The sequence below is a fragment of the Arthrobacter sp. D3-16 genome (assembly GCF_054408515.1).
In genome coordinates this window covers 35572-57624 of sequence record NZ_CP096437.1, presented here as the reverse complement: position 1 = coordinate 57624, position 22053 = coordinate 35572, and the positions used below count along the sequence as shown (strand labels likewise).

The following is a 22053-nucleotide window of genomic DNA, read 5'->3' as shown; positions in this document are numbered from 1 at the left end:
ACTGCATTCCACTCTGCCATGATTCAACCACCGGCCGAACGGCGCCGGGCCATGAATTTCCGGTGAGCGGCGGCTCAGGGAGTCCGTACCCGCGAAAGCCGGTAGAAATGCACGCGCATCCAGGTTTGCCGTCCGCAACCTTACGGGGTCGGCCTGCCGCCGCCTTGACATGCACATTGTGAGCGCTGACAGTTGAGTGAGCCGCCACGCACCCGATCGGAAAGCTGATTCTTTGAAGAACTGGGCAGGAAACCTCGAATACGCCTCTGCGACCGTCGAACGGCCGGAATCGGTGGCGGAGCTGGGACGGATTGTGGAGCGGGCGGGCCGGGTCAAGGCCTTGGGATCACGCCATTCGTTCAACCGCGTAGGCGACACCGAAGGCGTCCACGTCCTTCTCGATGCCCTGCCCCAGCACATTGTCCTGGACGCCGAACGCAGCACTGTGAGGGTCAGCGGCGGCGTCAGCTACGGTGCCCTGTGCCGGACGCTGGAGCAGTCGGGTGCGGCTATTCACAACCTCGCGTCGCTCCCCCACATTTCGGTCGCCGGTGCAGTGCAGACCGGAACCCACGGTTCCGGGGTCAACAACCCGTCACTGGCCGGGGCCGTACAGTCCATCGATTTGGTACGGCCCTCGGGCGAGACTGTCACCCTGTCCCGGGACGACGGGGACGAATTCCTGGCCAGCGTGGTGGGCCTGGGCGCCCTCGGGATTGTCACCGGCCTGGAACTTGCCGTCCAGCCCAGCTTTCAGATGCGCCAGCGCGTGCTGGAGGACCTGCCGTGGGAGCGGGCACTGGCGTCCTTCCCGGAACTCATGTCCAGCGCCTACAGCGTCAGTCTTTTCACCAACTACGCCGGCGACACCATCAGCCAGGTGTGGCTGAAAGCGCTCGGTTCGGAGCCCCCGCTGACCGATCTGTTCGGCGCCACCGCGGCCCTGCGCCCCCGGCACCCGCTGCCGGACATGTCAGCGGAAAACTGCACCCTCCAGCTTGACGAGCCGGGGCAGTGGCTGGACCGGTTGCCGCACTTCCGTCACGAGTTCACCCCCAGCAAGGGCGAGGAACTCCAGAGCGAATTCATCCTGCCGCTGGAACACGGACCGGCAGCGCTCCAGGCCGTTCGAAGCCTGGCGGACAAGCTCGCGCCCCTGCTGTTTGTCTCGGAGGTCCGCACCGGTGCTGCGGACGAATTCTGGCTGAGCCCCTTTTACAAGCAGCAAAGCGTGGCCCTGCACTTCACCTGGAAGCCGCTGCAGGCGGAGGTGGAAGCCCTGCTGCCGGAACTCGAAGACCTGCTCCGGCCCTTCGGCGCCCGGCCGCATTGGGGCAAGCTTTTCTCCCCCGGGGGCCACGACTGGGAAGCGCTCTACCCCCGTTTCGCCGGGTTCCGGTCGTTGGCCTCGTCCCACGATCCGGAGGGCAAGTTCCGCAATGGGCTGCTGGACACCGTCCTCGGCGTCCCCGCAGCCAGCGGCCGGTAACCAGAGCGCCTTCTCGCCGGTGGGAAGGCAGCCAAGCAGGAACGTTCGACGGCGGGCGCCCACCCGGCGTCGAACGCTCAAAGTGGTTACCGGTCACTCCAGCCGGCAGGCGGGGGCGGGTCAAGAAACGTGGTCACCACGTCCTGCACCAGCCCCGTCCTGGACAGCCCAAAGAAATGTGTGGTGCCGGGAAAAAACGGCCAGGTGCGATGCGGGGACGCCGTCGAAGTCGCCGTTGACATCTCCGCCGCGGAGCTGCAGGAACCGCACGGCATGCTCCAGCTTGACCATGTCGAAAACACCTACTGTGATCAGTGCCGGGGCAGGTATGCCGCGGATCTCCTCATCGCTCCATCCGGCGGCATCCGCGTCGTAGTTGCTGAGCTTGTCCAACAGCCCCTGCAGGTGCTCGCGGTCCGGGTGTGGCGAAACAGCCAGGTAGCGCTGTTCCATCGGGGTGCCGGCGATCATATCCACAGTCATGGACGCTACACATCAACCTTCGGGACGCGCAGGTGTTCAAGGAGCCCGATGACATCGGCCGCAAGGTCACGGGTCTTCAGCGGCCGGTCAAGGTCGTTGGTTCGGCCGTGACCCTGAAAGTCTGTCGCGATGACCCTGCGGTTCTCCGACAGACCCGTGATCAACGCGCCGAATTGCTGCTCAAGGTCGAACAGTCCGCCGTGAAGGAGCAGCAGCGGCGTCCCCCCGGCGCCATGCAGCTCGTAGTACATCTGCAGGCCGTTGACCGGGGCATATCCCGTTTCCGGCGATGCTGTCACCCGCTCAGGCATGTGATGGCCCTCCCTCTTTTTCGGGCCATCCTAGTCCGGCCGGGCTACCGGCGGGAGAACCAGTCTGAGGCCAAGGCTGCAGGCCTCGTCGCAAAAGCGGAGGTACCCTCAGGCTCCGGCCTCTACCCGCCGGAACCGGATACGGCCGCCGATGGGCATCTGCCCCGCGAGGTCCAGCTGATGGTCCACCACCACGCCGATCACGGGGTAACCGCCACTGATGGGATGGTCGGCGAGGAACAGGACGGGCAGCCCCTCCGGCGGAATCTGGAGGGCACCGGCCACGGTGCCCTCGCTGGCAAGTTCCCCCTGCCGGTTCCGCTCCAGCGCTTGGCCCGCGAGGCGCATCCCTATCCGGTTGGACCGGGGGGTGACCTCCCACTCCTGGGCGTAGAACGATTCCACCGCCGCGGCGTCAAACCAGTCCTCCCGCGGCCCCGGCACCACGTCAAGCACCGTCACTCCCCCATTAGGAAAATCGGGCTGGACCTCTGGAGTGCCCACTACCCGGGATTCCGCAGCCTCGCCAGCCCGAATGACGTGTCCGGGCGCCAGCGGGGCAGGCCCCAGGCCGGACAACGTATCCGTGGAACGGCTGCCCAGGAACGCTTCGGCCACGAACCCTCCACGCAGGGCAAGGTAGCTGCGAAAACCCCGCTGCGGAGGTCCAACGGCCAGCACCTCGCCGTCCAGCAGCGCGAACGGTTCCGCCAGGGGTATATTCCGCTCGAGGTATTCATCCGTGTCGTCGGAATCCCCCGCTAACCGCTTGATGGTCAGTTCCGCCAATGCCCCGGTGACGGCCAGTATCTGGTCGCCCACTGCTTGAACCTGCAGGCCTCCAGCTACGGCTTCGATGGCGGCGGCTGACGGCATGTTGCCCACCAGCCGGTTCGCACGGCGAAGGGAGGAGCGGTCCAAAGCGCCGGCGGCTCCAACTCCCAAACCGGCGTGGCCGGGCCGGCCGAGGTCCTGGATAAGACCTTGCAATCCCGGTGACAGGATCAGCAGCCCCGCTTCCTGCGGGGATTCCGCCGTCGGAGCCTCTTCGGCCCGGACCGCCACTTCGATGAGTTCCCGGACGGGCCGGAACTGCACCCGGTCGCCGGGAGCAGCGAGGGCCGGCTGCTCCCGGCCCAGGTCCCACATCCGGGCCGCGGTTCGGCCGATCAGCTGCCACCCTCCGGGGCTTTGCCGCGGATAAACAGCCGAGTAGTTCCCGGCGAGGGCCACCGACCCTGCCGGAACAGCGGTGCGGGGCGAGGAACGGCGGGGAACATCAAGCACCTGGTTCTCGCCCACCATGTAGCTGAAACCGGGGGCGAACCCGCCAAAGGCCACAGTCCACACTTGTCCGGTGTGCGCAGCCACCACACCGTCCGGACCCAGGCCGGTCAGCACCCCCACTTCGGCGAGGTCTTCGCCGTCGTACACCGTATCTATGGTGACCAGCCTGCCCGCCGCCCGCTCCTGGACCGCAAGATCCATTGACAGCAGCAGCCCCGGCATCCGGCGCGCCGAGCGCGGCGAATCCGCCATCACCAGCACTGTTTCCGCAGCGGCAAGGACATCCACCTGCCCTGGGAGCGGATGCTTCAGCAGCAATGCCTGCAGGGCAAGCACGCCCGGAAGCCCGGAAAGCTCGGCGAGGACCGCCGTCGTGCCCACCGCACGAACCGCCAGCACCCTCAGTGCCGCGGACGGGACGGGGGATGCCGGATTTCCGGGAGCAGGCGGCGATGTCTCCATAGGAACCTCATGGTACGCGGGTCGTCAATAATGCTGGATTGTTAGGCTGTACCCATGAACCGCCGCCTTGCCACCCTGTCCGCCGTCCCCCTGTTGCTGCTGCTTGCCGGCTGCGGCGCCGTAGAGGAAGCTGCGGGGAATGCAGCGAGCGATGCTGCCTCGAAGGTTGCCACCGCTGCCGCCGACGAAGTAAACCGGCAAATCTGCGCGGTAGTCCAGGACGGCCTGGTCAGCGTGGAGGACAAACGGGTGCTCGCGGGGCTGGTCTCAGCCGCCCGTACCGCCGGCGTCCCGGCGGAAATTACGACGCCGCTGGGCCAGATCGCGGAGGCCGGAGACCAAGTGCCAACCGAGTCCGTCCAGGCCCTGAAAGATGCCTGCACGGCATAGAGCTATTACATATTCATTGCCCCTTTTGGCCACCGCTTCCTGGTGCTACGGTGAAATGACGAACTAGTAAGCCTGTGATACTAAATTCACGGAGCGAAGGAGATCGTCATGGCTGAACGCGGCAATACCAAACACGGTCCCAACCTGGACGACCAGATGAAACACGAAGCCCAGGGAGTGGTCCACGGCATCCAACCGCCCCACGCGGAGGAATGGCGCGAAACCGAGCCTTTCCCCGACGATACGGATCCTGTTGAGGTCCAGGAGGCCCTTAATCCTGTAGCTTCCCCGGACTCCATCAGCGATGAGGAGGATGAACAGTGACCGGCAGCTTGAAGGAATACGCCGAGCTGTACCGGCTGGGAGGTCCCTGGTGTACGGCGTACGTGGACGCCGGAACAGGCACAGTTGACACCTTGGAAGCGGCCGACGTCAGGCCCGGCAACATCCGGGCCACACTGGAAGCCGCCGGTGCACCTCCAGAAGACCTCGAGGCCATGGAACAGGCACTGCAGCCCGAGGCAGGCGTCCCTTCCCCCGTCTCCAGGTTCGTCCTGGTGCATCAGGGCAAGGCGGAGCTCAACGAGGTCCTGCCGGGAGACCGGGTGGGAGCGGAACGGATTTCGGTGGATCCGATCCCCGACCTGCTGCCGCTCGTTAAGCACCGCCCGGAGGAATTCCCGTATGTTGTGGCCGAGGTAAGCCGCGAACACGGCGAAATCCGGCTGCACTACGCCGGCGCAGGCGCTCCTGCCAGCACCCAGGAGGTTCAGGGAGAGAGCGAGCACGTCAGCAAGTTCCAGGGCGGCGGCTGGGCCCACCTCCGTTTCCAGCACCACACTGAGGATGTGTGGCGCCGCAATGCAGACCAGGTGGCTGAAGAGATTGACCGGGTAGTGGGCAGCAGCGGCGCCCGGCTGGTAGTTCTCGCCGGTGATATCCACGCCCGCAGACTGGTGCAGGAGCAACTTTCCAAGGCCAGCCAGACCCTCGTGTCAATGATCGATTCCCATACTCATACAGCGGGCGCGGACAGCGCTCTTCTTGAGGACCAGGTCAACCAGCGGGTGGCCGAACAATGGGCCACCGAGCAGCAGGAGATCATGGAACGCCTGGCCATGCAGGAGGGCCAGGCCAACCCGGAGTCCGCCACCGGAATCGGTGCCGTGGTGCACGCACTGCAGCAGGCACAGGTTGAGGTGCTGATCCTGGACGAGGCAGCCCTTTCCGAGCGGACCCTGCTCGCGCTCGACGCCGAGCCATGGATTGCAACCGCGGAGGAGGAGTCACTTGGAGCGAACGTCCTGGGCAAGGTTCCCGCGCCGGCGGCACTGCTGCGGGCCGCCGCCCTGACCGATGCGCGGGTGCTGCTGGTCCCCGGTCCCGTCCTGCCGGACGGCGTGGACGTGGCCGCACTGCTCCGTTGGCCCACCGGCCCGGCGGTGCCGGGGTCCTGAAGCGAACCAACACAAAGCGACCGGAAGGTGAATCATGGCAACTTCGAATGAAGACCAGGACCGTGCGCCCGGTGGCGCCATCATCCCTGAAGAGGATGCGCTGCCGAACCCCACCCGGACGGGGCACGGCAAGATGCCGGAAAACATAGACGACGACGTATACGAAGCAGCAGCGGAGCAGGAGCGGGTGGCCGCGGGCCTTGCGGACTATGCGCCCAGTGACGTTCCCCCGGCTACCGATCCGTTGCCGCCAGAAGCATCTGAGGCTGCGGATTTCGCCCAGCGGGGACTGCTGGATGACAACGACGCAACCGGAAACCAGGAGAACAACAAGTAGTTGCACGGACAAGAGGGGGCAGGACCATCCGGTCCTGCCCCCTCTTGCTGTGGCGTTCTACTGACCTGTCATCACTGGTGGGGCTGGTCCAGCCCGCGCAACCCGCTTCCGCGGCCACCGTGGGGACGGCGCACATTCCTGTGCTCAGGAGCAACGAACGGAACCACTTCGGGGTCCCGGGTGGCCGGCAAAGCCCGAATAAATTTCGAAAGTTCCTCGTGCAGGACCTTCCAGGCGATGGTGGGGTCGTCGGGATAAGCATCGCTTTCTGCCTGCCGGGCCGCATCCAGCGCAGCCTTGCCGGCTTCTGTCAGCTCGACCTTAAACTGCCGGCGGTCTGCCGACTGCCGGGTCCTGCTGATGTGTCCTGATGCTTCCAACCTGGTTAGTACTCTGCCCAGGGTCTGGCTCTGCACACGGACCACTTCCGCAAGCTGCTCCTGGTTCAAGGGCCCGGCAGCCAGCCCTTCCAGTGCAATCACGGCGGCGCGGGTCAGTCCAAGGGGCGCCAGTGCATCATCCTGACGCCTTTGGACCAGCCGCGCCGCCAGTGTAATAAGGCGGTAGCTGTTCCGTGCATCCGGATCGAGGTTGCTGGTCATCGGCCGCGGCCTTCCTGTAGGTGGCGAAGTGCGGGTGTCCTCACCCCTTCATGCGTCGCTACCTACCTACAATAAGCATGCTTAGCATCCTATTCGCAAGTAGGCTTACTATTCAGCGCGAAAACCTCCCTACTCCCCCTCTGGCAAACACCCCTCTGCAGGACGTCCAGCAACACACCCCCTTGCAAAGCAAATGGGAAGTGTGCTTAGTATCTGAGTAGTAACCATGCTTACTAACTACAGCCAGCACTGCTGGTTCTTGATCGCCAGCTGACCCTTCTCCGAAAGAGAGCATGATGACAGAGAACCAATGGCCCCAGACGCCCAACCCCGCTATCACGGATCCTTACGGCGCCTCAGAGGTTGGTGCTGAAGACACCTTCACTACCTCAGGCACGCAGGATTCCGGTGCCGCCTCCAAGAAGCAGGCAGCCAAGGAAGAGGCTTCGAACGTGGCTGGCCATGCCGCCACCGCCGCCCAGGGCGTGGCCCAGACGGCGAAGGAAGAAGCCGCCCACGTTGCTTCCGAGGCGAAGTCCAGCGCGCAGGACCTGCTGTCCCAGGCAAAATCAGGGCTTTCCAGCCAGGCCGGAACCCAGCAGCAGAAGGCTGCCGAAGGCATCCGCACCATTTCCAGCCAGCTGCAGAGCATGGCTGACGCCCCGGACCAGCAGGGTATGGCCAGTGACCTCATCCGGCAGGCTGCCCAGCGCAGCGAGTCGGTGGCTTCCTGGCTTGAGAACAAGCAGCCCGGCGACCTGCTCGGCGAAGTCCAGAGGTTCGCCCGCAACAAGCCCGGCACGTTCCTCCTGCTTGCCGCAGGCGCCGGCGTCCTGGCGGGACGCCTGACCCGCGGCCTCACCGCAGGCACCACCGGTTCACAGGGCGCCGTGCAGTCCTCCCCGGCCCAGCGGCCGGTGGCCGCTCCTCAGGCAGCACCCCTCCGGCAGGAGACGGTGTTCGCCGCAGGAAGCGACAGGGACCTGTACGACGAGCCCGTTGTTGGCGCCGGAACTCCGGTGTCCACAGCGTCGCTGCCCTCCGGTACAGCGGAAGACACGCCCCTGCGCTTTGAGGATGACCCCTACCAGTCGAAGGAAGGACGCCACCTGTGAGTAGTTCTATTCCGGAGCCGCCTCCGAGTGAGGCGCATGTGAAGGCGGACAACACCTCGTTGGGTGATCTGCTCGGTGATGTGACCCGTGACCTGTCCACGCTGATGCGCCAGGAAGTCGAACTGGCCAAGGCCGAGGTGAAGCAGTCCGCCACCAAGGCAGGCAAGGGCGGCGGCATGCTCGCCGGAGCCGGCGTCGCCGGGCACTTCGTCCTGGTATTCCTTTCCCTGGCCCTGATGTTCGCCCTGGGCGCCCTGATGCCGCTGGGCTGGGCCGCCGTGATCGTCGCCGTGATCTGGAGCATCATCGCCGCGGTCCTGGCCTCGATCGGCCGCAAGGAACTCAAGCAGATCAAGGGCATCCCGCAGACCAGCGAGACACTCTCTGAAATTCCCCCAACCCTAAAACCAGGTGAGGTAAACCGATGAGCGATAACCCGGACGCAATCCGCCAAGACATAGAAGCCACCCGCGCACGCCTGGGCACCAACGTGGACGCGGTCGCCGACAAAGTCACCCCCTCCAACATCGTCCAGCGCCAAACTGACAAAGTCACAGAATCAGTGAAGGGCACCGTGTCAGGGGTCAAGGAGAAAATCATGGGAGCAGCAGACTCAACCACCGCCCGGGTCCAGGACAAGGTCTCCTCCGGCACCGGCCACACCGGGAACGCCCTGCACAGCACCGGCGAATCCCTGCACGGAGCCAAGGACACCGCCGCCGCCAAACTCTCCGACGCCGGCACCGCCCTTTCCCAGGCACCGGACCAGGTCAAAACCAAAACCCAGGGCAACCCCCTGGCCGCCGGTCTGATCGCCTTCGGCGCCGGGATGCTCGTCTCGTCCCTGATCCCGGCCAGCACCAAGGAACGCGAAGCAGCCCAGCAGCTCAAAACCGCCGCCGAGCCCCTCGCCACCCAGGTCACCGACGCCGCCAAGGACATGGTCCAGGACCTGAAAGAACCAGCCCAGGAAGCCATGGACAGCGTCAAGGCCACCGCCACCGACGCCGCCCAGAACGTCAAAGCCGAAGGCCAAGGCGCCGTCACCGACGTCAAAGACCGCGCCACCGACGCCAAAACCAACGTCCAAAACACCTAAAGCTTCTTAAGTACGGAAAGGCCGGCTCCCGCGGGGGGCCGGCCTTTCCCGCGTACGGGCAGGCATACCGAAGGTTCGTCTCTGCGGCTAGTGGCTCGGCTGGTCTACCCTGGCGACAGCGGACTTGCCATCCGCCTGTGCCGTTGGTTTCGACGGCAAGGTGGCGGCGGCCAGTATTCCGGCAGCTAGGAGCAGACCGGCGGCGACGCTGAGTGCAGTGCCGTAACCTGCGACAAGTTGACCGCCTTCGGAGAGGTCGGCATGGTCCGGGCTGGCGGTGACCGCTGCGGCGATGCCTGCCATAACGGCCAAGCCGAGCGCGACGCCGATCTGTTGGGCGGAGTTCAGCAGGGCTGATGCAATCCCGGCTTCCTTCGGTCCGGTGTGGTAGACCGCGGCCTGGGTCAGGGCGATGACGCCGAGTCCGAACCCAAGGGCGAGGACAAACATGGCCGGTGCCAGTTGAAGCCAGTAGCTCGTGTTGACCTGGATGAAGGAGAACCAGAAAACGCCCAGGGCGCTGAGCAGTGCGCCCGCCGCGGCGACAAAGCGCGGAGCCGCCCGGTTCAGCAGCTTGGGAGCGGATCCTGCGCCGGCCACGAGTCCTGCTGCGAATGGCAGCCAGCCGGCGCCGGTCTGCAGGGGGCTGTACTGCTGAACCTGCTGGAGGTAGAGGGTGATTACGTAAAAGGTGCCCATTGGGCCGATGGCGAGCAGCAACATAGACGCGTAGGCGCCTGCGCGGCTCCTGTCCCGGAACAGACTTAGGGGGACCAGCGGCGTGCGGCTGCGCGCTTGAGTGGCGATGAAGGCTGAGAGCAGCACCACCGCAGCGCCGATAAGTCCAAGCGCGATCGGGTCGGTGAAGCCGTCCTCACCAAAGCGGGTGATCGCGTAAACCAGGGCTACCATGCCGCTGGTTCCCAGCACCGCGCCACGGATGTCCAGGCTGCCGGGGTGGCGGTCATCTTCAACGAGGTTCCGGCTGCCAAGGAGGACGAGCACTCCGACAGGGATGTTGATGAAGAATACCCACCGCCAGCCGAGGGTGCCGGTCAGGACGCCCCCAAGGAGCAGGCCGACCACGATTCCAAGGCCGGACATCGCACCGTACAGCGACAGTGCGGCGTCTCGGGTCTTGCGCTCCGAGAAGGTGGACGTGATCAGTGCCAGCGCGTTCGGGGCAACCAACGCGGCTCCCAGCCCCTGGACGGCACGGGCCGCGATGAGCATTTCGCTGCTAAAGCCGATCCCGCCAACCAATGATGCGAGCACGAAGATGGCGAGGCCTGCCCGCAGAGCGCGGCGACGTCCGTAAAGGTCACCGATCCGCCCGCCCAGGAGCAGCAAGGCTCCGAACGCTAGGATGTAGGCATTGACGATCCAGGGCAGATGCACTGGATCCACCCTGAGTTCCTGCTGGATGCTCGGCAAAGCAATGTTCACGATCGAATCGTCCAACACCAGCATCAGCTGCGAGGCCGCAATCACCAGCAGCGGTATCAGGCCCCGTCGCTGTCCTGCTTTGTCTGTCACAACATCTCCTTCAAAAATATGGCGGGCCGCGAGGCCCGCGGTCACTGGCTCACGCATCAGATGTGCGGTACCGACGACTCATTACGTTTGTGGGCAGGCTCCTGCCCGAGGCGTGGGCGCCGGCTGCCTGGGAAATCATCCGCAGGGCCCCCTGTTTCAGCATCTCTGTCCTTCAGGAAAGGGGAGATCCCGATTCCGGGCGGTTGGCTGCAGGGAAGCGCGGCGTACTACCGGCTCAGTTGCTGATAACGGAGTAACCGGCGGAGGTGACGGCCGCACGGACCGCGACGCTGTTGCCTTGACCGCTGACAACCAGACGGGAACGGCCACCGGGGACGAGCTCAACAGAGGCAGATTCCACACCTTCAAGGGACGAGACTGCCTCCTCAACAGTCTGGACACAGTGCCCGCAGGTTAGACCTTCAATAGTGAACTCAACGTCTCCAGTCCGAACGCGTGGGGAGGAGGGTTCGGATGAGCAGCAGCTGCATCCTCCAGCCGACGAGGCGAGAGGCAGTCCGGTGCGGTTTTTAGATTCAATCACGTCAGTTTCCATTCCTTGATGAAGCATCAATGGGTGCTGGGATTGACGGCTGTGAGGGCGGCGCGGGACACCGGCCGGGACATACCATGTCACTGACAACAGTTTCAATATACCCCCTAGGGGTATAAGAAGCAAGGTGAGCGTGATCTCCCAGTCGGCGCTCAGCGCCTGGTCTCGTACCTGGTTAGGATCACGCCGTTGGGAAACGTCCGGACCTCCACCAAGCTCAGGTTTACGCAGTTGTCCAAGGCCGCGAAAAACGCCAGCGGCGGGCGAACTCGATTTTGCGCCGCTGTGGCGCCTGGCTGCTGGTCCGCGGCCGGCCAATGGGAACTCATCGTCTCCCACAATTTGCGCCCGTACAGCGACAGGCCCGTCGCCCCCACCCGGTCGGACCACCATTGGAACAGCTCATCGCTCGGGACGCATGGAAGCAGATACATCCATAAGCACGAGTTAACGAGCAACTCTTGAGCTGAAACATCAGGCCATATCCCTAGTCACCTGCGGCTTGAGCAGCGCGGCGCAGCGGTTTCGAGACACGAATCTGGAGAAATTGCAGGCCTCCTGGCGTTACACGAGGGATAACGAGCTTTTTTGCCCCCGCTTATTTAGGGCTCTCAAGGCACCAAGCGATGGCGACACCCTAGTCGTGACAACACCGGAGAGGTTTGGACGGCGCGGCGCATGCCCACCTCGGCCGGCGCCTCCCTCCCTCGAAGGATTGCCTAGCGCTTGCCCTTCTTTCGCGACCCTTTGCCCCGGCCCTTGTCCGGATTCGGGGCATAACGCTGGGCTACCTTCGGTGCCTTCTTGGTTCCGCTGCCGCGCCGGTCCGGTTTGGGTTCCTTCTTGGGCTTGACGGGCTGGGCGGAGGGCTGACGGGAGCTCTGGGCGGTACGCCCCCGGACGATCCCGATAAATTCCTCGATGACTTCATCCGTGGAGTCGGCAGGCCAGGCAACAGCGATCTCGGTCGCGGGCGCCCCGGTCAGCCGCCGCGCCACTGTGTCCTTGACGTTGAAGTGGCGGGCCACGGACATGGGCAGGACCACCAGGCCCGCCCCGGCAGCCACCACCTGCAGCGCAGCCTCCGGGCCGCCCAGCGCAGCCACGTCCAGGAAGGCCTCCTGCTCCAGGTCGGCCAGCGCCACTTCCTCGAACACCGAGATCTCGTGGCCCTTGGGCGCAACCACCACGGGCTGCTCCTCATACAGGGGAATCACGCTGAGGCCCTCACGCTCCACGGGAAGGCGGACGAAGCTGAGGTCCGCTGAACCGTCACGCAGCACCAGGACCTGCGCGCCGTCGTCGGCCATAAATGCCTGGAGCGGAACATCCAGCACCCGCTCTTCCCACCGGCGGATCCACTTGCCGGGGGTTACTCCCGCCACGTAGGCGATGCGGAGCACGCGGGGCGCATCCTCAACCGGGTCAGCAGACCCTGCGGGAGTGGCATCTGTCTGGGGGGTGTTGTCGGTGGGCACGTCTTCACAGTACCGTCAGCCCGGATACCCTTGAAGCATGACCTCTGCAAACTCCCAGTCCATGAAGCCGGCCACCGTTGCCAAGAAACTTGGCATCTACCTGCCCGCAACACCGCAGGAGTTCCAGGAATCAACCATCACCCGCGCCGAGTTTGCCGAACTCCAGGCCAACCCGCCGGAATGGCTCGCCGAACTTCGCCGCAACGGTCCGCACCCGCGTCCGGTAGTGGCCCAGAAGCTGAACGTCTCCATCAGCGGCCTGGCCCGCGGCGGCATCGAGGAAGCCTTGACGACGGCGGAAATCACCGCGCTGCTGCAGGCTCCCCCAGCGTGGCTGGTCAGCGAGCGCGCCACCCACGCCGCGGTCCGCGCCGAAGCCCAGCGGGTGAAGGAAGAAGCCGCGAAGAAGGAAGCCAAGCGGGCCCGCGCCCAGGCTGAGTGACCTGCGCCTGCACTTAACCTTGGCTAGTCAGTCCTGGTGCAGCTGGATGAAGTTGCCGCACCCGTCGTCGAACACCGCGCTGATTCCGGAGGGGTCTTCAGCCGGTTCGCCGCGGAAACTCACTCCGGCCTTGGTGAGCCGCTCATACTCCGCCTGCACGTCCGGGACGCCAAAAACGATGGCCGGCATGCCGGCCTGGTACAGGCCGTTCATGTAGTCGGCCGCAATCGGGTTGTCGCTGGGTTCCAGGAGCAGCCCGACGGAGCTCTGCTCCGCGCCGGGGTCCTTGATGATGAACAGGTTGTACTCCGGCATGGCCATCAGCGTCTCAAAGCCAAGCGTCCCGGTGTAGAAGGTGTGGGCGGCTGCGGGGTCCTGGACGTGGATGCTGCACATTTTGAGTCTCATGGTCCCAAGGTACGTGCAGGCGCCCGGCCCGGAAAGCCCGCCCCTGCCATGCTGCGTTCCGGGGGCCATTGACCCGGGAACGGGAAGGCGCTGGAATGGAAGGACCAGCCCGGTGTTCCGTCCCCGGGCCACTGGACGTGGAGGTGCAAGGTGGCAGCCATCGCAGAATCCCTGTTCCAAGGGGTGTGGGTCCTTCTACTCTGTGGATCTGTGCTGGTGATCAGCGTCGCGGCCACCGTTTTCCAGGTCCGACGGCGTGCCCTCGCCGGGGCGGGCGCGGAACCCGAGCGTTCAGACCAGTTGTTCTGGGACCTGTTCCTTGGCGCGGCGGTGGCCCTTCCCGCACTGCTCATCCCCGCCCTGGCCTCCGCCTGGGCAGGGCTCTTCCTCGCCGGTGCAGCCGTGGCGTCCGGTGTCGCTGCCTACCGTGGCAGCCCGCGGATAGTGGGCTGGCTGTCCCTTCGGCGGCAACGCCGGGAATACCTGCCCCTGCACACGGCTGCACAAGCTGAGCACAGCGTGCTGCTGGAGCGCTGGCGCCGGTACGAACTGGATCCCGCGTACTGTATCGACTATCCCGCCATGACCGACGTCCGGCTGCCCCAGACCGCTGCCGTTATCAAGGCCATGCGCGAGGCCGAGCAGCTCCGGGCGGCAGGGCACTACGGGTACCCGCCCGCCGTCGAACGCTTTGGACGCGCCCTCGCCGCCGCCGAAAAGGCGGCAGGAATCCCCGCGAGCGGACGCTGACCGCTGCATGGCGCGTTAACTGCTGTGTCGCAGCCGCTGGAGTCCGGCGGCGCAGCGCCGTAGCATCCGAGGATGGAGCCTCAAGAAACGGAAAGCCGTGACCGGTTCGGCAGACGGCTGGAGGACCGGGAAGTCTGGCGCCAGGCCGTCACGCTGGAGGCGGCGGGTGAACTGACCGCGCGGTGGCTTGAGGGCCACAGCGAGTATCAGGCCGCCACGTTCACGGCCACCCACGACGCCGAAACCGCAACCATTGCGCCCGGGCTGGCTGCCCTGAACCGAAGCGGTTTGTTCACGAAGGAATCGCAGCCCGGGCTGCGTTCCGCCGGCATTGACCAGCGCCAGTACGTCACCGGCTTTTGCAGCGCAGAAATTGCCGCGGAACTCCTCGCCCTCTCCACCCGGTCCGAACTGGTCACTGTGGTGCATGCCCCGGGTGAGTCCAGCAGCGCCGCCATCCCGGTCACCCTGGATGGCACCGAGGTGGTGACTGTCCTTGGGTCCAGCGAGAATCCCGTGACGGAGGAGCAGATCCAGGACTGGGCCGATGAGACCAACGAAACGCTGGCGCTCCTGCTCGCGGACTCCTGGTACGTGGAGGTCCTGGACCCGCTCTGGGGCCGGGACAACGTGTTGCTGCCCGCCGTCCTCGGCGCCCTGAACGGTTCATAGGGCCTACAGCTCTACAGTGCCGCTTTCGCCCACGCTCATCCGGCTGTGGGTGACCTTGGACTTGACCCACTGGAACACTGTCGCGGCAGTCCCGCCCGGGCTGGTCCAGTACTCGGCGGAGTCAGAATCGATGCGGAGCAGGCACACCTCAGGGGTGTCCGGACCGTCGGGGAACCACGCTTCAACGGCCTGGTTCCACATTCCGCGAATCTTTTCCCGGTCCGTAACCACCTCAGCAGTTCCTGCAACGGAAACCCATTCGGTGTTCTTGCCAAAGGAAACGTTTACGCGCGGGTCTGCCCGAACATGGGCCACCTGCGAGGTGCCGAGGCCCGTGAAGAACCACATGTCGCCGTCGTCCTTCACGTCCTGGACCGCCAGCGGCCGGCTGACGAGGGCGCCGTCTTCGTTGATGGTGGTCAACATTCCGATGTGGGAATCGTTGATAATGTCCGTGACCTTGCTGATGCTCTCGGTGTCAGTCATATTTCACCTCGTTCGTCTGCATGCGGGGACGCTCCCCATCTGCCAGCCTATTGGTAAGCATGCTTATATTCCACCCTGCGCCCGGCTTTCCCCACGCCGGCCGGCCTACCGGGACTAGGCAGGGACCGTCACGCGTGCTGCTTCGCAGATGCGTTCTGCGGTGCGGCGGCCCATCCGGATGGCGCCGTCAACGTGCTGGTAGCCTTCCGCCGCCAGGTCCGAGGACGACCAGTAGATGGGGCCGACGGAGGCGTGTTGGTCTTTGCCGTAGCGGTGCAGGCCGCCGAGGTCGTAGCTCGAGGCGTAGGCGCCGCGGGTCCACTCCTCGGAACCCCAGTCCGACTCGTAGTAGACCTCCGGCTCCAGCGCCTCGGCGCCGAGGAAACCGGCAATGGACTCCAGCACCGCGCCCTTGCGTTCTTCGGCGCTCAACTCGAAGACGGCGTCGGCCTTTTCGTCCGAGATGAAGCCCACCAGGGTTCCCCTGGTGTCGCCGAAGTTGGTGTTGTCGTAGACCTCCTGGACCAGGGATCCGGCGCCGAAGCAGGTTCCGGACAGGCCGGAGTTCCGCCAGAACGGCCGGCTGTAAACCGCGTGGACCTTGATGACCAGGCCCAGTGACTGGTGCTGGTGCATCTGGTGCTGGCGGCGGGGCAGCGGCGGGTTGAACGAGACGCGGGAATAGAGGTTGGGCGGCACGGCCATGATCACGAACCGGGCGTTCACAGTGGCCCGTTCCGAGAAGACGGTGACCCGGTGCCCGCCATCGGCGTCTGGCTCCCAGTTGATGGTGCGCACCGGGGAGTTAAGGACGACGTCGTCCCCCAGCTGCTGTGCGAGCAGCAGGGAAACCTGCTGCATCCCGCCCACGACGCGCCGGTCCAGGATGAAATCCTCGTCGGTGAGGTGGGTGAAGGACCCGGCCGAGGCGGCCATCAGCACTGCCTGCAGGGCCGAGAACGCGTGGGCCGGCTTGGTGAGCATGCCGCCGGCGATGAACAGGCCGATGTTGTTGCACGCTTCCTCGTTGGCCGAGTTCTGCCGCAGCCAGTGGTGAAAGGAAACGGTGTCCAGCTCGCGTGCTTTCGGATGTGCCCACGGCTCGGTGGCGCCGATCTCGGCGGCCAGCCCGTCCAGCAGCCCCACCAGCTTGTCCATCTCTGCTTTGGTGTCCGCATCCACGGGGAACGTGTCTCCCGTGTAGCGGACGGGCACGCCGTCGGCGCCGATGTACATCGAGTCGCCTTCGCGGTACCGGGGATACGTCTGCAGGCCAAGTTCGTCGAGCAGCTCCAGGAGTACGGTCTGGTCCGGCGAGACCCACTGGCCGCCGATCTCCAGCATTGCCCCGTCCACCGTGTCGGTCCAGGTGCGGCCGCCTACGCGGTCGCGCGCCTCGAGCACGGCGACACTCAGGCCGGCCTTCTTCAGTTCACGGGCTGCGGTAAGTCCGGACGGCCCGGCTCCAACGACCACAACGTCGCGGTTCAGGTTCAGCATGATGTCCTCTCTTGGGTCCCCGCAGTGATGGGGAACACTAAATGAATGCCATTCATTTATTAGAACTATAGCGGCTCCCCGCACGGACCGGAAGTGCCGGATGGAATAATGCTGGTGACCACCAGAGAAAGGCCAGTAATGCCGGCAGTACCAGCTGTACAGGGACGCTCTGCAGGAAAAACCGGGGCACCCAGGAGGCGGGCAGGCAGGCCCTCGGCCGCGCTGCTGGACAAAGCCGGGATCACGGCGGCGGCACTGGAACTGATCAACCGCAAGGGCTACGACGGGCTCACCATGGCGGGCCTGGCCAAGGAACTGGACGTGGCGCCGTCGGCCCTTTACAACCATGTGGCCGCCAAACGGGACGTCCTGCTCCTGGTGGAGGACCACCTCACCTCGCTGGTGGATGTATCGGACTTTGGCTCGGCCCCGTGGGAGGAGGCGGTGCGCAGCTGGGCATGGAGCTACCGCAATGTCTTCGCCCGGCACACCCCACTGATTCCGGTGATCGCTGTCCTTCCGGTAACAGATGCGCCGCAGACACTGGCGATGTACGAAACCGTGAGCAAGGGATTCCTCGACGCCGGCTTCCCCCAGGACCGCGTCGTGTCCTCCATCGTGGCGCTGGAGTCCTTCATTTTCGGCTCCGCGTACGACGTAACCGCCCCGGAGGACATCTTCGAGGCAGGATCCATGGCCGGCACCACACCGAACTTCACCGCCGCGGTCCGGAGCGCCGCTGCCCGCAGCGCTTCCGACGGGCCGGGACGGCCGGCGGACGCGGCCTTCGAGCTTGGGCTGGAGGCGCTGATTACAGGGCTGGGCGCCCTGCGGGCCTGAAAGAGCCCTAGTCTTCGGCAGCGGCCAGCTGGCCGCAGGCACCGTCGATCTCCTTGCCGCGGGTGTCGCGCAAGGTGCACGGCACACCGGCGGCACGGAGCCGCGCGATGAACTCCTGCTCCACCGGCTTGTCCGAGGCGGTCCAGATGGAGCCCGGAGTGGGGTTAAGCGGGATCGGGTTCACGTGCACCCAGCCGCGGCCGCGCTGGTTGAGCTTCTTGCCCAGCAGGTCTGCCCGCCACGGGTGGTCGTTCATGTCCTTGATCAGCGCGTATTCGATGCTGACCCGGCGGCCCGTCTTGCGGTAGTAGTCGTAGGCCGCGTCGAGCGCCTCGTCCACCTTCCAGCGGTTGTTGACCGGGATCAGTTCGTCGCGGAGCTCGTCGTCGGGGGCATGCAGGGACAGCGCGAAAGTGACCGGCAGGTCCTCGTCCGCCAGCTTGCGGATGGCGGGGACCAGGCCCACCGTCGAAACGGTGATGTTGCGGGCGGACATGCCCAATCCCTCGGGCGCGGGGTCCACGAAGCGGTGGAGGGCGGCCATGACGCGCTTGTAGTTGGCCAGCGGCTCACCCATGCCCATAAAAACGATGTTCGTGACGCGCTCGTCGTCGTGCTCCTTCGGGCCCAGCTCGCCGGCCGCGATCACCCGGTTCGCAGCGACGACCTGGTCAACGATCTCCCCAGTGGACATGTTGCGGGTCAGCCCGGCCTGGCCGGTGGCGCAGAACGGGCAGTTCATGCCACAGCCGGCCTGCGAAGAGATGCAAAGAGTGATGCGGCCGGGGTAGCGCATCAGCACGGACTCCACCAGCGCGCCGTCGAACAACCGCCAGAGGAACTTGATGGTGTCCCCTTTGTCGCTTCGCTGGCGGCGGACCTCGGTGAGCAGCGGCGGGAACATCTGGGAGACGAGTTCCTCACGGCCGGCCTTGGGGAGGTCGCTCATGGCTTCCGGGTCCACGGTCCAGTGCTGGAAGTAGTGTGTGGAGAGCTGTTTCGCCCGGAAAGCTGGGAGGCCAAGCTCCTTCATCTTCGCGCCGCGCTCGGCCAGGCTCAGGTCAGCCAGATGCGTGGGCGGCTGCTTCACCCGCGGTGACGCGAATTGGAGCAGCGGCCGGCCCTCGACGGTGCGCGCCTGCTCCCAGCCTTCGGCGGCTGGGCGGATCTGCGGGCGGGTGCTCTCCGGGGCCTCTTGACGGGCGCGTACGGGAGCTTCGGAGAAAGGAGTGGGGGAAGTCATCCCCTCTATTGTCCCATGCCTGCGTATGGGTGAAAAAGAGGCCCCGTACTGCCACACCCTTTACTGTCCGCCGGTCCCGGGGCACCATCAAGGCATGACCAAATACCTCATCTCCTTTCCGAGCGGTGCCATGGTGCTCACCGACGAGGATTTCCCAATCGTCGTCGCCCAATCCCACGCCGTTATCAGGGAAGCGAAGGCAGCCGGCGTTTACGTATTCGGCGGCGGCATCGCCGAGGAAGTGGATCCCGTATTGGTCTCCGCCGACGGGTCGTTGAGCACCGAAATCTATCCGGGCTCAGAACTCAACGGTGGTTTCACGGTGCTGGAGCTGCCGACACGCGAGGACGCAGTCGAATGGGCGAGGAAGATCGCCGTTGCGTGCCGTTGCCCGCAGGAACTCCGCGAGTTCATGTACGACCCGGAGAGCTAGTTTTGCCGAGTACGGTCACTGCGCAGCCGTGGCCGTAGGCCAACCCCTACGGACGGAGCCGCCGCCACCATATAATCTGAGCATGCCGATCACACGCCCCACCCCATGCCTCCCCGCCCTGCAGTCCGCCCTCGGGCAGTGCGGGAGCGATCTGTGAGCGGCGGTCTGGTCGCCCTGCTGGACGACGTCGCAGCCCTGGCCCGCATAGCGGCCGCCTCGGTGGACGATGTCGCTGCAGGAGCCGCCAAAGCCGGGGCCAAGGCTGCCGGCGTGGTGATTGACGACGCCGCCGTTACCCCGCAGTACGTGTCCGGGAGGGACCCGTCCCGCGAACTTCCCATGATTAAGAAGATCTTCTGGGGCTCGCTGCGGAACAAGTTGCTCATCATCCTGCCGGCGCTGCTGCTGGTCAGCGCCTTCCTCCCCTGGGCAATCCCGTTCATCCTGATGCTGGGCGGCACCTACCTCTGCTATGAAGGTGCCGAAAAGGTGTGGCACAAGCTCCGCGGCCACCACACCGCTGCCGAGGACACGCCAGCCGTCGACCGCGGACCGGGCGCGGAAGCCAAGGTGGTCAAGGGCGCCATCACCACCGACTTCATCCTGTCCTGCGAAATCATGGTGATCTCGATGAACGAGGTGGCCGAGGAATCACTGTTGGTCCGTGCGCTGATCCTGGTGGTGGTGGCACTCGTCATCACGGTGCTGGTTTACGGCGCCGTTGCCCTCATCGTCAAGATGGACGACATCGGCCTTCACCTGACCACCAGGGACTCTGCGGGCTCCAAGCGCTTCGGCGAGATGCTCGTCAAGGGAATGCCTGCCGTGCTGGGCGCGATCACCTTTGTAGGCACCATCGCCATGCTGTGGGTCGGCGGCCACATCATGCTGCAGGGTACGCACGACCTTGGCTGGCACGCGCCGTATGACCTGGTCCACGTCCTTGAGAAGCCCTTCGCCGGCGTCGCCGTGGTTGGCAGCTTCCTGGCTTGGCTGGTCAACACGCTGTGCTCGGCCGTCGTCGGTCTCGCGTGGGGCCTTGTCATCATGTCCGTCCTCCACCCGCTGCTGCATGCGCTGCCGTTCGGCAAAAAGAAGGGCGGGCACGAAGAGGGCGACGTCCGTGCCGAACTTGCCGGCTACCGGCCGGAGAAACGTAACGGCGATCCAGCCCCCTAGCTGCGCCGCCTGCGCACTCAGATGAACGATTCCTACGGCGCGCCGTGCCCATCGAACCAGGCGCTGTTGCTGCTCTGTGGCACCACGATGTGAACGGCGTTGCGTTGGATCGTGAAGTCGGTGGGCGTCACCGTTGCAATCTCCCCGTCGAGGTTCACCCGAAGCGGCGGATCGGCGACCAGCTGGACATGCCGGCTGGTCAGGTGGCGCACCCGGTCGTGCCCATGGAAACTTCCGTCCTTCAGCAAGCGTGCGATCTTCACATGCTCCCGGAGCCGCGCTGACAGGATGGCGTAGATGTCAAGGGTGTGGTCGTCGATCCCGGCCGACGGAGAAACCGTGTTGCCGCCGCCGTAGTGCCGGCCGTTGCCGACAGCCACCTGAATCACGTCGTGGAGGTTAATCGGATCGTGGTCCCCCTCCGGAAATTCGAGACGGGCCTGGAATGGCTGGTGCCCTGCATAAGAGCGCAGGGTGGCAACAACGTAGGCCAGCGGCCCCATACGCCGCTTCAGCCCAGGGCTGAGTGCCTCCGTGACACGCACGGACAGGCCAACGGAAGCGACGTTGAGGAATGGCTGGCCGTTTGCCCGGCCCAGATCAATGTCCACCACCTTGCCGTCCGCGATGGTTGCGCATGCCTCGGCCAGGTCACTTGGTATCTCAAGGGTACGGGCGAGGTCGTTGGCGGTGCCGAGTGGAAGAACCCCGAGCATAACGTCGGTGCCGGCAACGCGACCCGCAGCGCAGCTCACCGTTCCATCACCGCCCCCGACGACAATCAGGTCGTGCCCGCCCGCAACCACGCGATCAAGCGTCCCGGCCAGTTCTGCTCCCGACAGCACGTGGTGCACCGCGGTGATCGGCACGTCTGCCCTTTGCATCCTGTCCACCGCAAGTTCATGCGCTGCCGTCCCCCGGCGTGATCCGGCGTTAATCACCACGGCAGCAGAGCGGGCCTCTCGAACGTTCTTCATGCGTTGTCCTGTCAGCAATCAATGGCATGTGCTGTTCGCGGAACCACTACGGTCAGGTCCTGTTCAGTTCCTGGGCGAGCATCACGATGATGCCACTGGGGCCGCGGACATAGGTGAGCTTGTAGACGTCACCGTATATTGCCACGCCCCGCAGAGGGTGGCAGCCGTGCCTCGCGGCGACCTTGAGGGCCTCGTCGATGTCGTCGACCGAGAATGCAACGCGGTGCATGCCGATCTCATTGGGAAGGGTGGGCTGCGTCTCGATGGCCTCGGGGTGGATGTACTCGAAGAGCTCAAGGCGGCCGTTGCCGTCCGGCGTTTGAAGCATGACTATTTTGGCATGGTTCCCGTCGAGGCCGACAGCAGTGTCGGTCCACTCTCCACTGACCGTGTCACGGCCGATAACGGCAAGCCCGAGGTCGGTGAAGAAGGCAATCGTCGCTTCGAGGTCACGCACCGCGATGCCGACGTTCTCGAGTTTGATGGGCATGCGCCACACAATACCAAGCTCCTCGTGGCACACG

27 protein-coding genes and 1 pseudogene are annotated in these 22053 nt (G+C 65.2%); 14 read left to right on the top strand and 14 right to left on the bottom strand.

What is annotated here, in order from left to right; all coding sequences use genetic code 11:
* The first annotated feature begins 232 nt into the window (after nt 1-232).
* A complete protein-coding gene (locus tag M1D32_RS00315; RefSeq protein WP_458780388.1) occupies nt 233-1489 on the top strand; it encodes a D-arabinono-1,4-lactone oxidase in 1257 nt (418 codons plus the stop codon).
* A 120-nt stretch (nt 1490-1609) separates the two neighbouring features.
* Here M1D32_RS00315 and M1D32_RS00310 read toward each other — a convergent pair whose 3' ends face one another.
* From M1D32_RS00310 to M1D32_RS00300, 3 genes are all read right to left on the bottom strand, one after another.
* On the bottom strand, nt 1610-1972 hold the full coding sequence (locus M1D32_RS00310) for a hypothetical protein (protein ID WP_458780387.1): 363 nt from the start codon (nt 1970-1972) through the stop codon (nt 1610-1612).
* Between the two features lie 5 nt (nt 1973-1977).
* Nucleotides 1978-2283: an alpha/beta fold hydrolase gene (locus M1D32_RS00305; RefSeq protein WP_458780386.1), complete on the bottom strand. Its 306-nt coding sequence runs from the start codon at nt 2281-2283 to the stop codon at nt 1978-1980.
* Nucleotides 2284-2391: 108 nt separating this feature from the next.
* Nucleotides 2392-4032 (bottom strand): 5-oxoprolinase subunit B/C family protein, encoded by a 1641-nt coding sequence (locus M1D32_RS00300; RefSeq protein WP_458780385.1) that lies wholly within the window; start codon nt 4030-4032, stop codon nt 2392-2394.
* Nucleotides 4033-4086: 54 nt separating this feature from the next.
* On the opposite strand from M1D32_RS00300, the gene M1D32_RS00295 reads away from it, so the two are divergent.
* From M1D32_RS00295 to M1D32_RS00280, 4 genes are all read left to right on the top strand, one after another.
* Nucleotides 4087-4422 (top strand): hypothetical protein, encoded by a 336-nt coding sequence (locus M1D32_RS00295; RefSeq protein WP_458780384.1) that lies wholly within the window; start codon nt 4087-4089, stop codon nt 4420-4422.
* Nucleotides 4423-4530: 108 nt separating this feature from the next.
* Nucleotides 4531-4746, top strand: coding sequence for a hypothetical protein (locus M1D32_RS00290; protein ID WP_458780383.1), 216 nt, complete (start codon nt 4531-4533; stop codon nt 4744-4746).
* Nucleotides 4743-5879, top strand: coding sequence for a baeRF2 domain-containing protein (locus M1D32_RS00285; protein ID WP_458780382.1), 1137 nt, complete (start codon nt 4743-4745; stop codon nt 5877-5879). Before M1D32_RS00290 ends, M1D32_RS00285 begins: the two co-directional genes overlap by 4 nt.
* Before the next feature lie 34 nt (nt 5880-5913).
* Entirely contained in the window at nt 5914-6216 is a 303-nt protein-coding gene (locus M1D32_RS00280) for a hypothetical protein (RefSeq protein WP_458780381.1), read from the top strand.
* A 71-nt stretch (nt 6217-6287) separates the two neighbouring features.
* On the opposite strand, the gene M1D32_RS00275 is transcribed toward M1D32_RS00280, so the two are convergent.
* The gene (locus M1D32_RS00275) at nt 6288-6818 is read right to left on the bottom strand and encodes a MarR family winged helix-turn-helix transcriptional regulator (RefSeq protein WP_458780380.1); all 531 of its coding nucleotides are present in this window, start codon (nt 6816-6818) and stop codon (nt 6288-6290) included.
* Nucleotides 6819-7111: 293 nt separating this feature from the next.
* Here M1D32_RS00275 and M1D32_RS00270 point away from each other — a divergent pair, with 293 nt between their 5' ends.
* Genes M1D32_RS00270 through M1D32_RS00260 form a run of 3 tightly spaced genes read left to right on the top strand, consistent with a single transcriptional unit; the run spans nt 7112 to nt 9032 of the window.
* Nucleotides 7112-7933, top strand: coding sequence for a hypothetical protein (locus M1D32_RS00270; protein ID WP_458780379.1), 822 nt, complete (start codon nt 7112-7114; stop codon nt 7931-7933).
* Entirely contained in the window at nt 7930-8361 is a 432-nt protein-coding gene (locus M1D32_RS00265; protein WP_458780378.1) for a phage holin family protein, read from the top strand. The genes M1D32_RS00270 and M1D32_RS00265 overlap by 4 nt, the downstream gene beginning before the upstream one ends.
* On the top strand, nt 8358-9032 hold the full coding sequence (locus tag M1D32_RS00260; RefSeq protein ID WP_458780377.1) for a DUF3618 domain-containing protein: 675 nt from the start codon (nt 8358-8360) through the stop codon (nt 9030-9032). Before M1D32_RS00265 ends, M1D32_RS00260 begins: the two co-directional genes overlap by 4 nt.
* An 87-nt stretch (nt 9033-9119) precedes the next feature.
* Here M1D32_RS00260 and M1D32_RS00255 read toward each other — a convergent pair whose 3' ends face one another.
* From M1D32_RS00255 to M1D32_RS00240, 4 genes and pseudogenes are all read right to left on the bottom strand, one after another.
* Nucleotides 9120-10568, bottom strand: a complete 1449-nt coding sequence (locus M1D32_RS00255) for an MFS transporter (protein WP_458780376.1) — start codon at nt 10566-10568, stop codon at nt 9120-9122.
* A 235-nt stretch (nt 10569-10803) separates the two neighbouring features.
* On the bottom strand, nt 10804-11124 hold the full coding sequence (locus M1D32_RS00250) for a heavy-metal-associated domain-containing protein (RefSeq protein WP_458780375.1): 321 nt from the start codon (nt 11122-11124) through the stop codon (nt 10804-10806).
* 149 nt (nt 11125-11273) lie between these two features.
* Nucleotides 11274-11537 (bottom strand): annotated as a pseudogene (locus M1D32_RS00245) (dihydrofolate reductase family protein); the annotation flags it as partial.
* Between the two features lie 303 nt (nt 11538-11840).
* Nucleotides 11841-12524 carry a LysR substrate-binding domain-containing protein gene (locus M1D32_RS00240; RefSeq protein WP_458782247.1) on the bottom strand — a complete coding sequence of 228 codons (684 nt, stop codon included), beginning with the start codon at nt 12522-12524 and terminating at the stop codon, nt 11841-11843.
* A 112-nt stretch (nt 12525-12636) separates the two neighbouring features.
* Here M1D32_RS00240 and M1D32_RS00235 point away from each other — a divergent pair, with 112 nt between their 5' ends.
* A complete protein-coding gene (locus M1D32_RS00235; protein WP_458780374.1) occupies nt 12637-13041 on the top strand; it encodes a DUF5997 family protein in 405 nt (134 codons plus the stop codon).
* A gap of 27 nt (nt 13042-13068) precedes the next feature.
* Here M1D32_RS00235 and M1D32_RS00230 read toward each other — a convergent pair whose 3' ends face one another.
* Nucleotides 13069-13449: a VOC family protein gene (locus M1D32_RS00230; protein WP_458780373.1), complete on the bottom strand. Its 381-nt coding sequence runs from the start codon at nt 13447-13449 to the stop codon at nt 13069-13071.
* 150 nt (nt 13450-13599) lie between these two features.
* Between M1D32_RS00230 and M1D32_RS00225 the strand changes: the two genes are divergently transcribed.
* Nucleotides 13600-14199, top strand: coding sequence for a hypothetical protein (locus M1D32_RS00225; protein WP_458780372.1), 600 nt, complete (start codon nt 13600-13602; stop codon nt 14197-14199).
* Between the two features lie 72 nt (nt 14200-14271).
* Complete coding sequence (locus tag M1D32_RS00220; protein WP_458780371.1) at nt 14272-14871, top strand: DUF6919 domain-containing protein; 600 nt, start codon at nt 14272-14274, stop codon at nt 14869-14871.
* Nucleotides 14872-14874: 3 nt separating this feature from the next.
* Here the strand turns inward: M1D32_RS00220 and M1D32_RS00215 are convergent, their stop codons facing one another.
* Nucleotides 14875-15357 carry a pyridoxamine 5'-phosphate oxidase family protein gene (locus tag M1D32_RS00215; protein WP_458780370.1) on the bottom strand — a complete coding sequence of 161 codons (483 nt, stop codon included), beginning with the start codon at nt 15355-15357 and terminating at the stop codon, nt 14875-14877.
* Nucleotides 15358-15471: 114 nt separating this feature from the next.
* Nucleotides 15472-16857 carry a flavin monoamine oxidase family protein gene (locus M1D32_RS00210; RefSeq protein WP_458780369.1) on the bottom strand — a complete coding sequence of 462 codons (1386 nt, stop codon included), beginning with the start codon at nt 16855-16857 and terminating at the stop codon, nt 15472-15474.
* Nucleotides 16858-16995: 138 nt separating this feature from the next.
* On the opposite strand from M1D32_RS00210, the gene M1D32_RS00205 reads away from it, so the two are divergent.
* Nucleotides 16996-17697, top strand: a complete 702-nt coding sequence (locus M1D32_RS00205; RefSeq protein WP_458780368.1) for a TetR/AcrR family transcriptional regulator — start codon at nt 16996-16998, stop codon at nt 17695-17697.
* 7 nt (nt 17698-17704) lie between these two features.
* Here the strand turns inward: M1D32_RS00205 and rlmN are convergent, their stop codons facing one another.
* The gene (gene rlmN / locus M1D32_RS00200; RefSeq protein WP_458780367.1) at nt 17705-18940 is read right to left on the bottom strand and encodes a 23S rRNA (adenine(2503)-C(2))-methyltransferase RlmN; all 1236 of its coding nucleotides are present in this window, start codon (nt 18938-18940) and stop codon (nt 17705-17707) included.
* Between the two features lie 94 nt (nt 18941-19034).
* Between rlmN and M1D32_RS00195 the strand changes: the two genes are divergently transcribed.
* Entirely contained in the window at nt 19035-19373 is a 339-nt protein-coding gene (locus M1D32_RS00195; RefSeq protein WP_458780366.1) for a YciI family protein, read from the top strand.
* A gap of 153 nt (nt 19374-19526) precedes the next feature.
* Entirely contained in the window at nt 19527-20552 is a 1026-nt protein-coding gene (locus M1D32_RS00190; protein WP_458780365.1) for a DUF808 domain-containing protein, read from the top strand.
* Nucleotides 20553-20584: 32 nt separating this feature from the next.
* Here M1D32_RS00190 and M1D32_RS00185 read toward each other — a convergent pair whose 3' ends face one another.
* Both M1D32_RS00185 and M1D32_RS00180 read right to left on the bottom strand, forming a co-directional pair.
* Nucleotides 20585-21529: a lipid kinase gene (locus tag M1D32_RS00185; protein WP_458780364.1), complete on the bottom strand. Its 945-nt coding sequence runs from the start codon at nt 21527-21529 to the stop codon at nt 20585-20587.
* A gap of 52 nt (nt 21530-21581) precedes the next feature.
* Entirely contained in the window at nt 21582-22019 is a 438-nt protein-coding gene (locus M1D32_RS00180) for a VOC family protein (RefSeq protein WP_458780363.1), read from the bottom strand.
* Between the last annotated feature and the right edge of the window lie 34 nt (nt 22020-22053).

Coding starts and splice junctions, on each gene's coding strand:
- M1D32_RS00310 (WP_458780387.1), bottom strand. CDS start 1,972: ATGACTGTGGATATGATCGCCGGCACCCCGATGGAACAGCGCTACCTG.
- M1D32_RS00305 (WP_458780386.1), bottom strand. CDS start 2,283: ATGCCTGAGCGGGTGACAGCATCGCCGGAAACGGGATATGCCCCGGTC.
- M1D32_RS00300 (WP_458780385.1), bottom strand. CDS start 4,032: ATGGAGACATCGCCGCCTGCTCCCGGAAATCCGGCATCCCCCGTCCCG.
- M1D32_RS00295 (WP_458780384.1), top strand. CDS start 4,087: ATGAACCGCCGCCTTGCCACCCTGTCCGCCGTCCCCCTGTTGCTGCTG.
- M1D32_RS00290 (WP_458780383.1), top strand. CDS start 4,531: ATGGCTGAACGCGGCAATACCAAACACGGTCCCAACCTGGACGACCAG.
- M1D32_RS00280 (WP_458780381.1), top strand. CDS start 5,914: ATGGCAACTTCGAATGAAGACCAGGACCGTGCGCCCGGTGGCGCCATC.
- M1D32_RS00275 (WP_458780380.1), bottom strand. CDS start 6,818: ATGACCAGCAACCTCGATCCGGATGCACGGAACAGCTACCGCCTTATT.
- M1D32_RS00270 (WP_458780379.1), top strand. CDS start 7,112: ATGATGACAGAGAACCAATGGCCCCAGACGCCCAACCCCGCTATCACG.
- M1D32_RS00260 (WP_458780377.1), top strand. CDS start 8,358: ATGAGCGATAACCCGGACGCAATCCGCCAAGACATAGAAGCCACCCGC.
- M1D32_RS00250 (WP_458780375.1), bottom strand. CDS start 11,124: ATGGAAACTGACGTGATTGAATCTAAAAACCGCACCGGACTGCCTCTC.
- M1D32_RS00235 (WP_458780374.1), top strand. CDS start 12,637: ATGACCTCTGCAAACTCCCAGTCCATGAAGCCGGCCACCGTTGCCAAG.
- M1D32_RS00230 (WP_458780373.1), bottom strand. CDS start 13,449: ATGAGACTCAAAATGTGCAGCATCCACGTCCAGGACCCCGCAGCCGCC.
- M1D32_RS00220 (WP_458780371.1), top strand. CDS start 14,272: ATGGAGCCTCAAGAAACGGAAAGCCGTGACCGGTTCGGCAGACGGCTG.
- M1D32_RS00215 (WP_458780370.1), bottom strand. CDS start 15,357: ATGACTGACACCGAGAGCATCAGCAAGGTCACGGACATTATCAACGAT.
- M1D32_RS00210 (WP_458780369.1), bottom strand. CDS start 16,857: ATGCTGAACCTGAACCGCGACGTTGTGGTCGTTGGAGCCGGGCCGTCC.
- M1D32_RS00205 (WP_458780368.1), top strand. CDS start 16,996: ATGCCGGCAGTACCAGCTGTACAGGGACGCTCTGCAGGAAAAACCGGG.
- rlmN (WP_458780367.1), bottom strand. CDS start 18,940: ATGACTTCCCCCACTCCTTTCTCCGAAGCTCCCGTACGCGCCCGTCAA.
- M1D32_RS00195 (WP_458780366.1), top strand. CDS start 19,035: ATGACCAAATACCTCATCTCCTTTCCGAGCGGTGCCATGGTGCTCACC.
- M1D32_RS00185 (WP_458780364.1), bottom strand. CDS start 21,529: ATGAAGAACGTTCGAGAGGCCCGCTCTGCTGCCGTGGTGATTAACGCC.
- M1D32_RS00180 (WP_458780363.1), bottom strand. CDS start 22,019: ATGCCCATCAAACTCGAGAACGTCGGCATCGCGGTGCGTGACCTCGAA.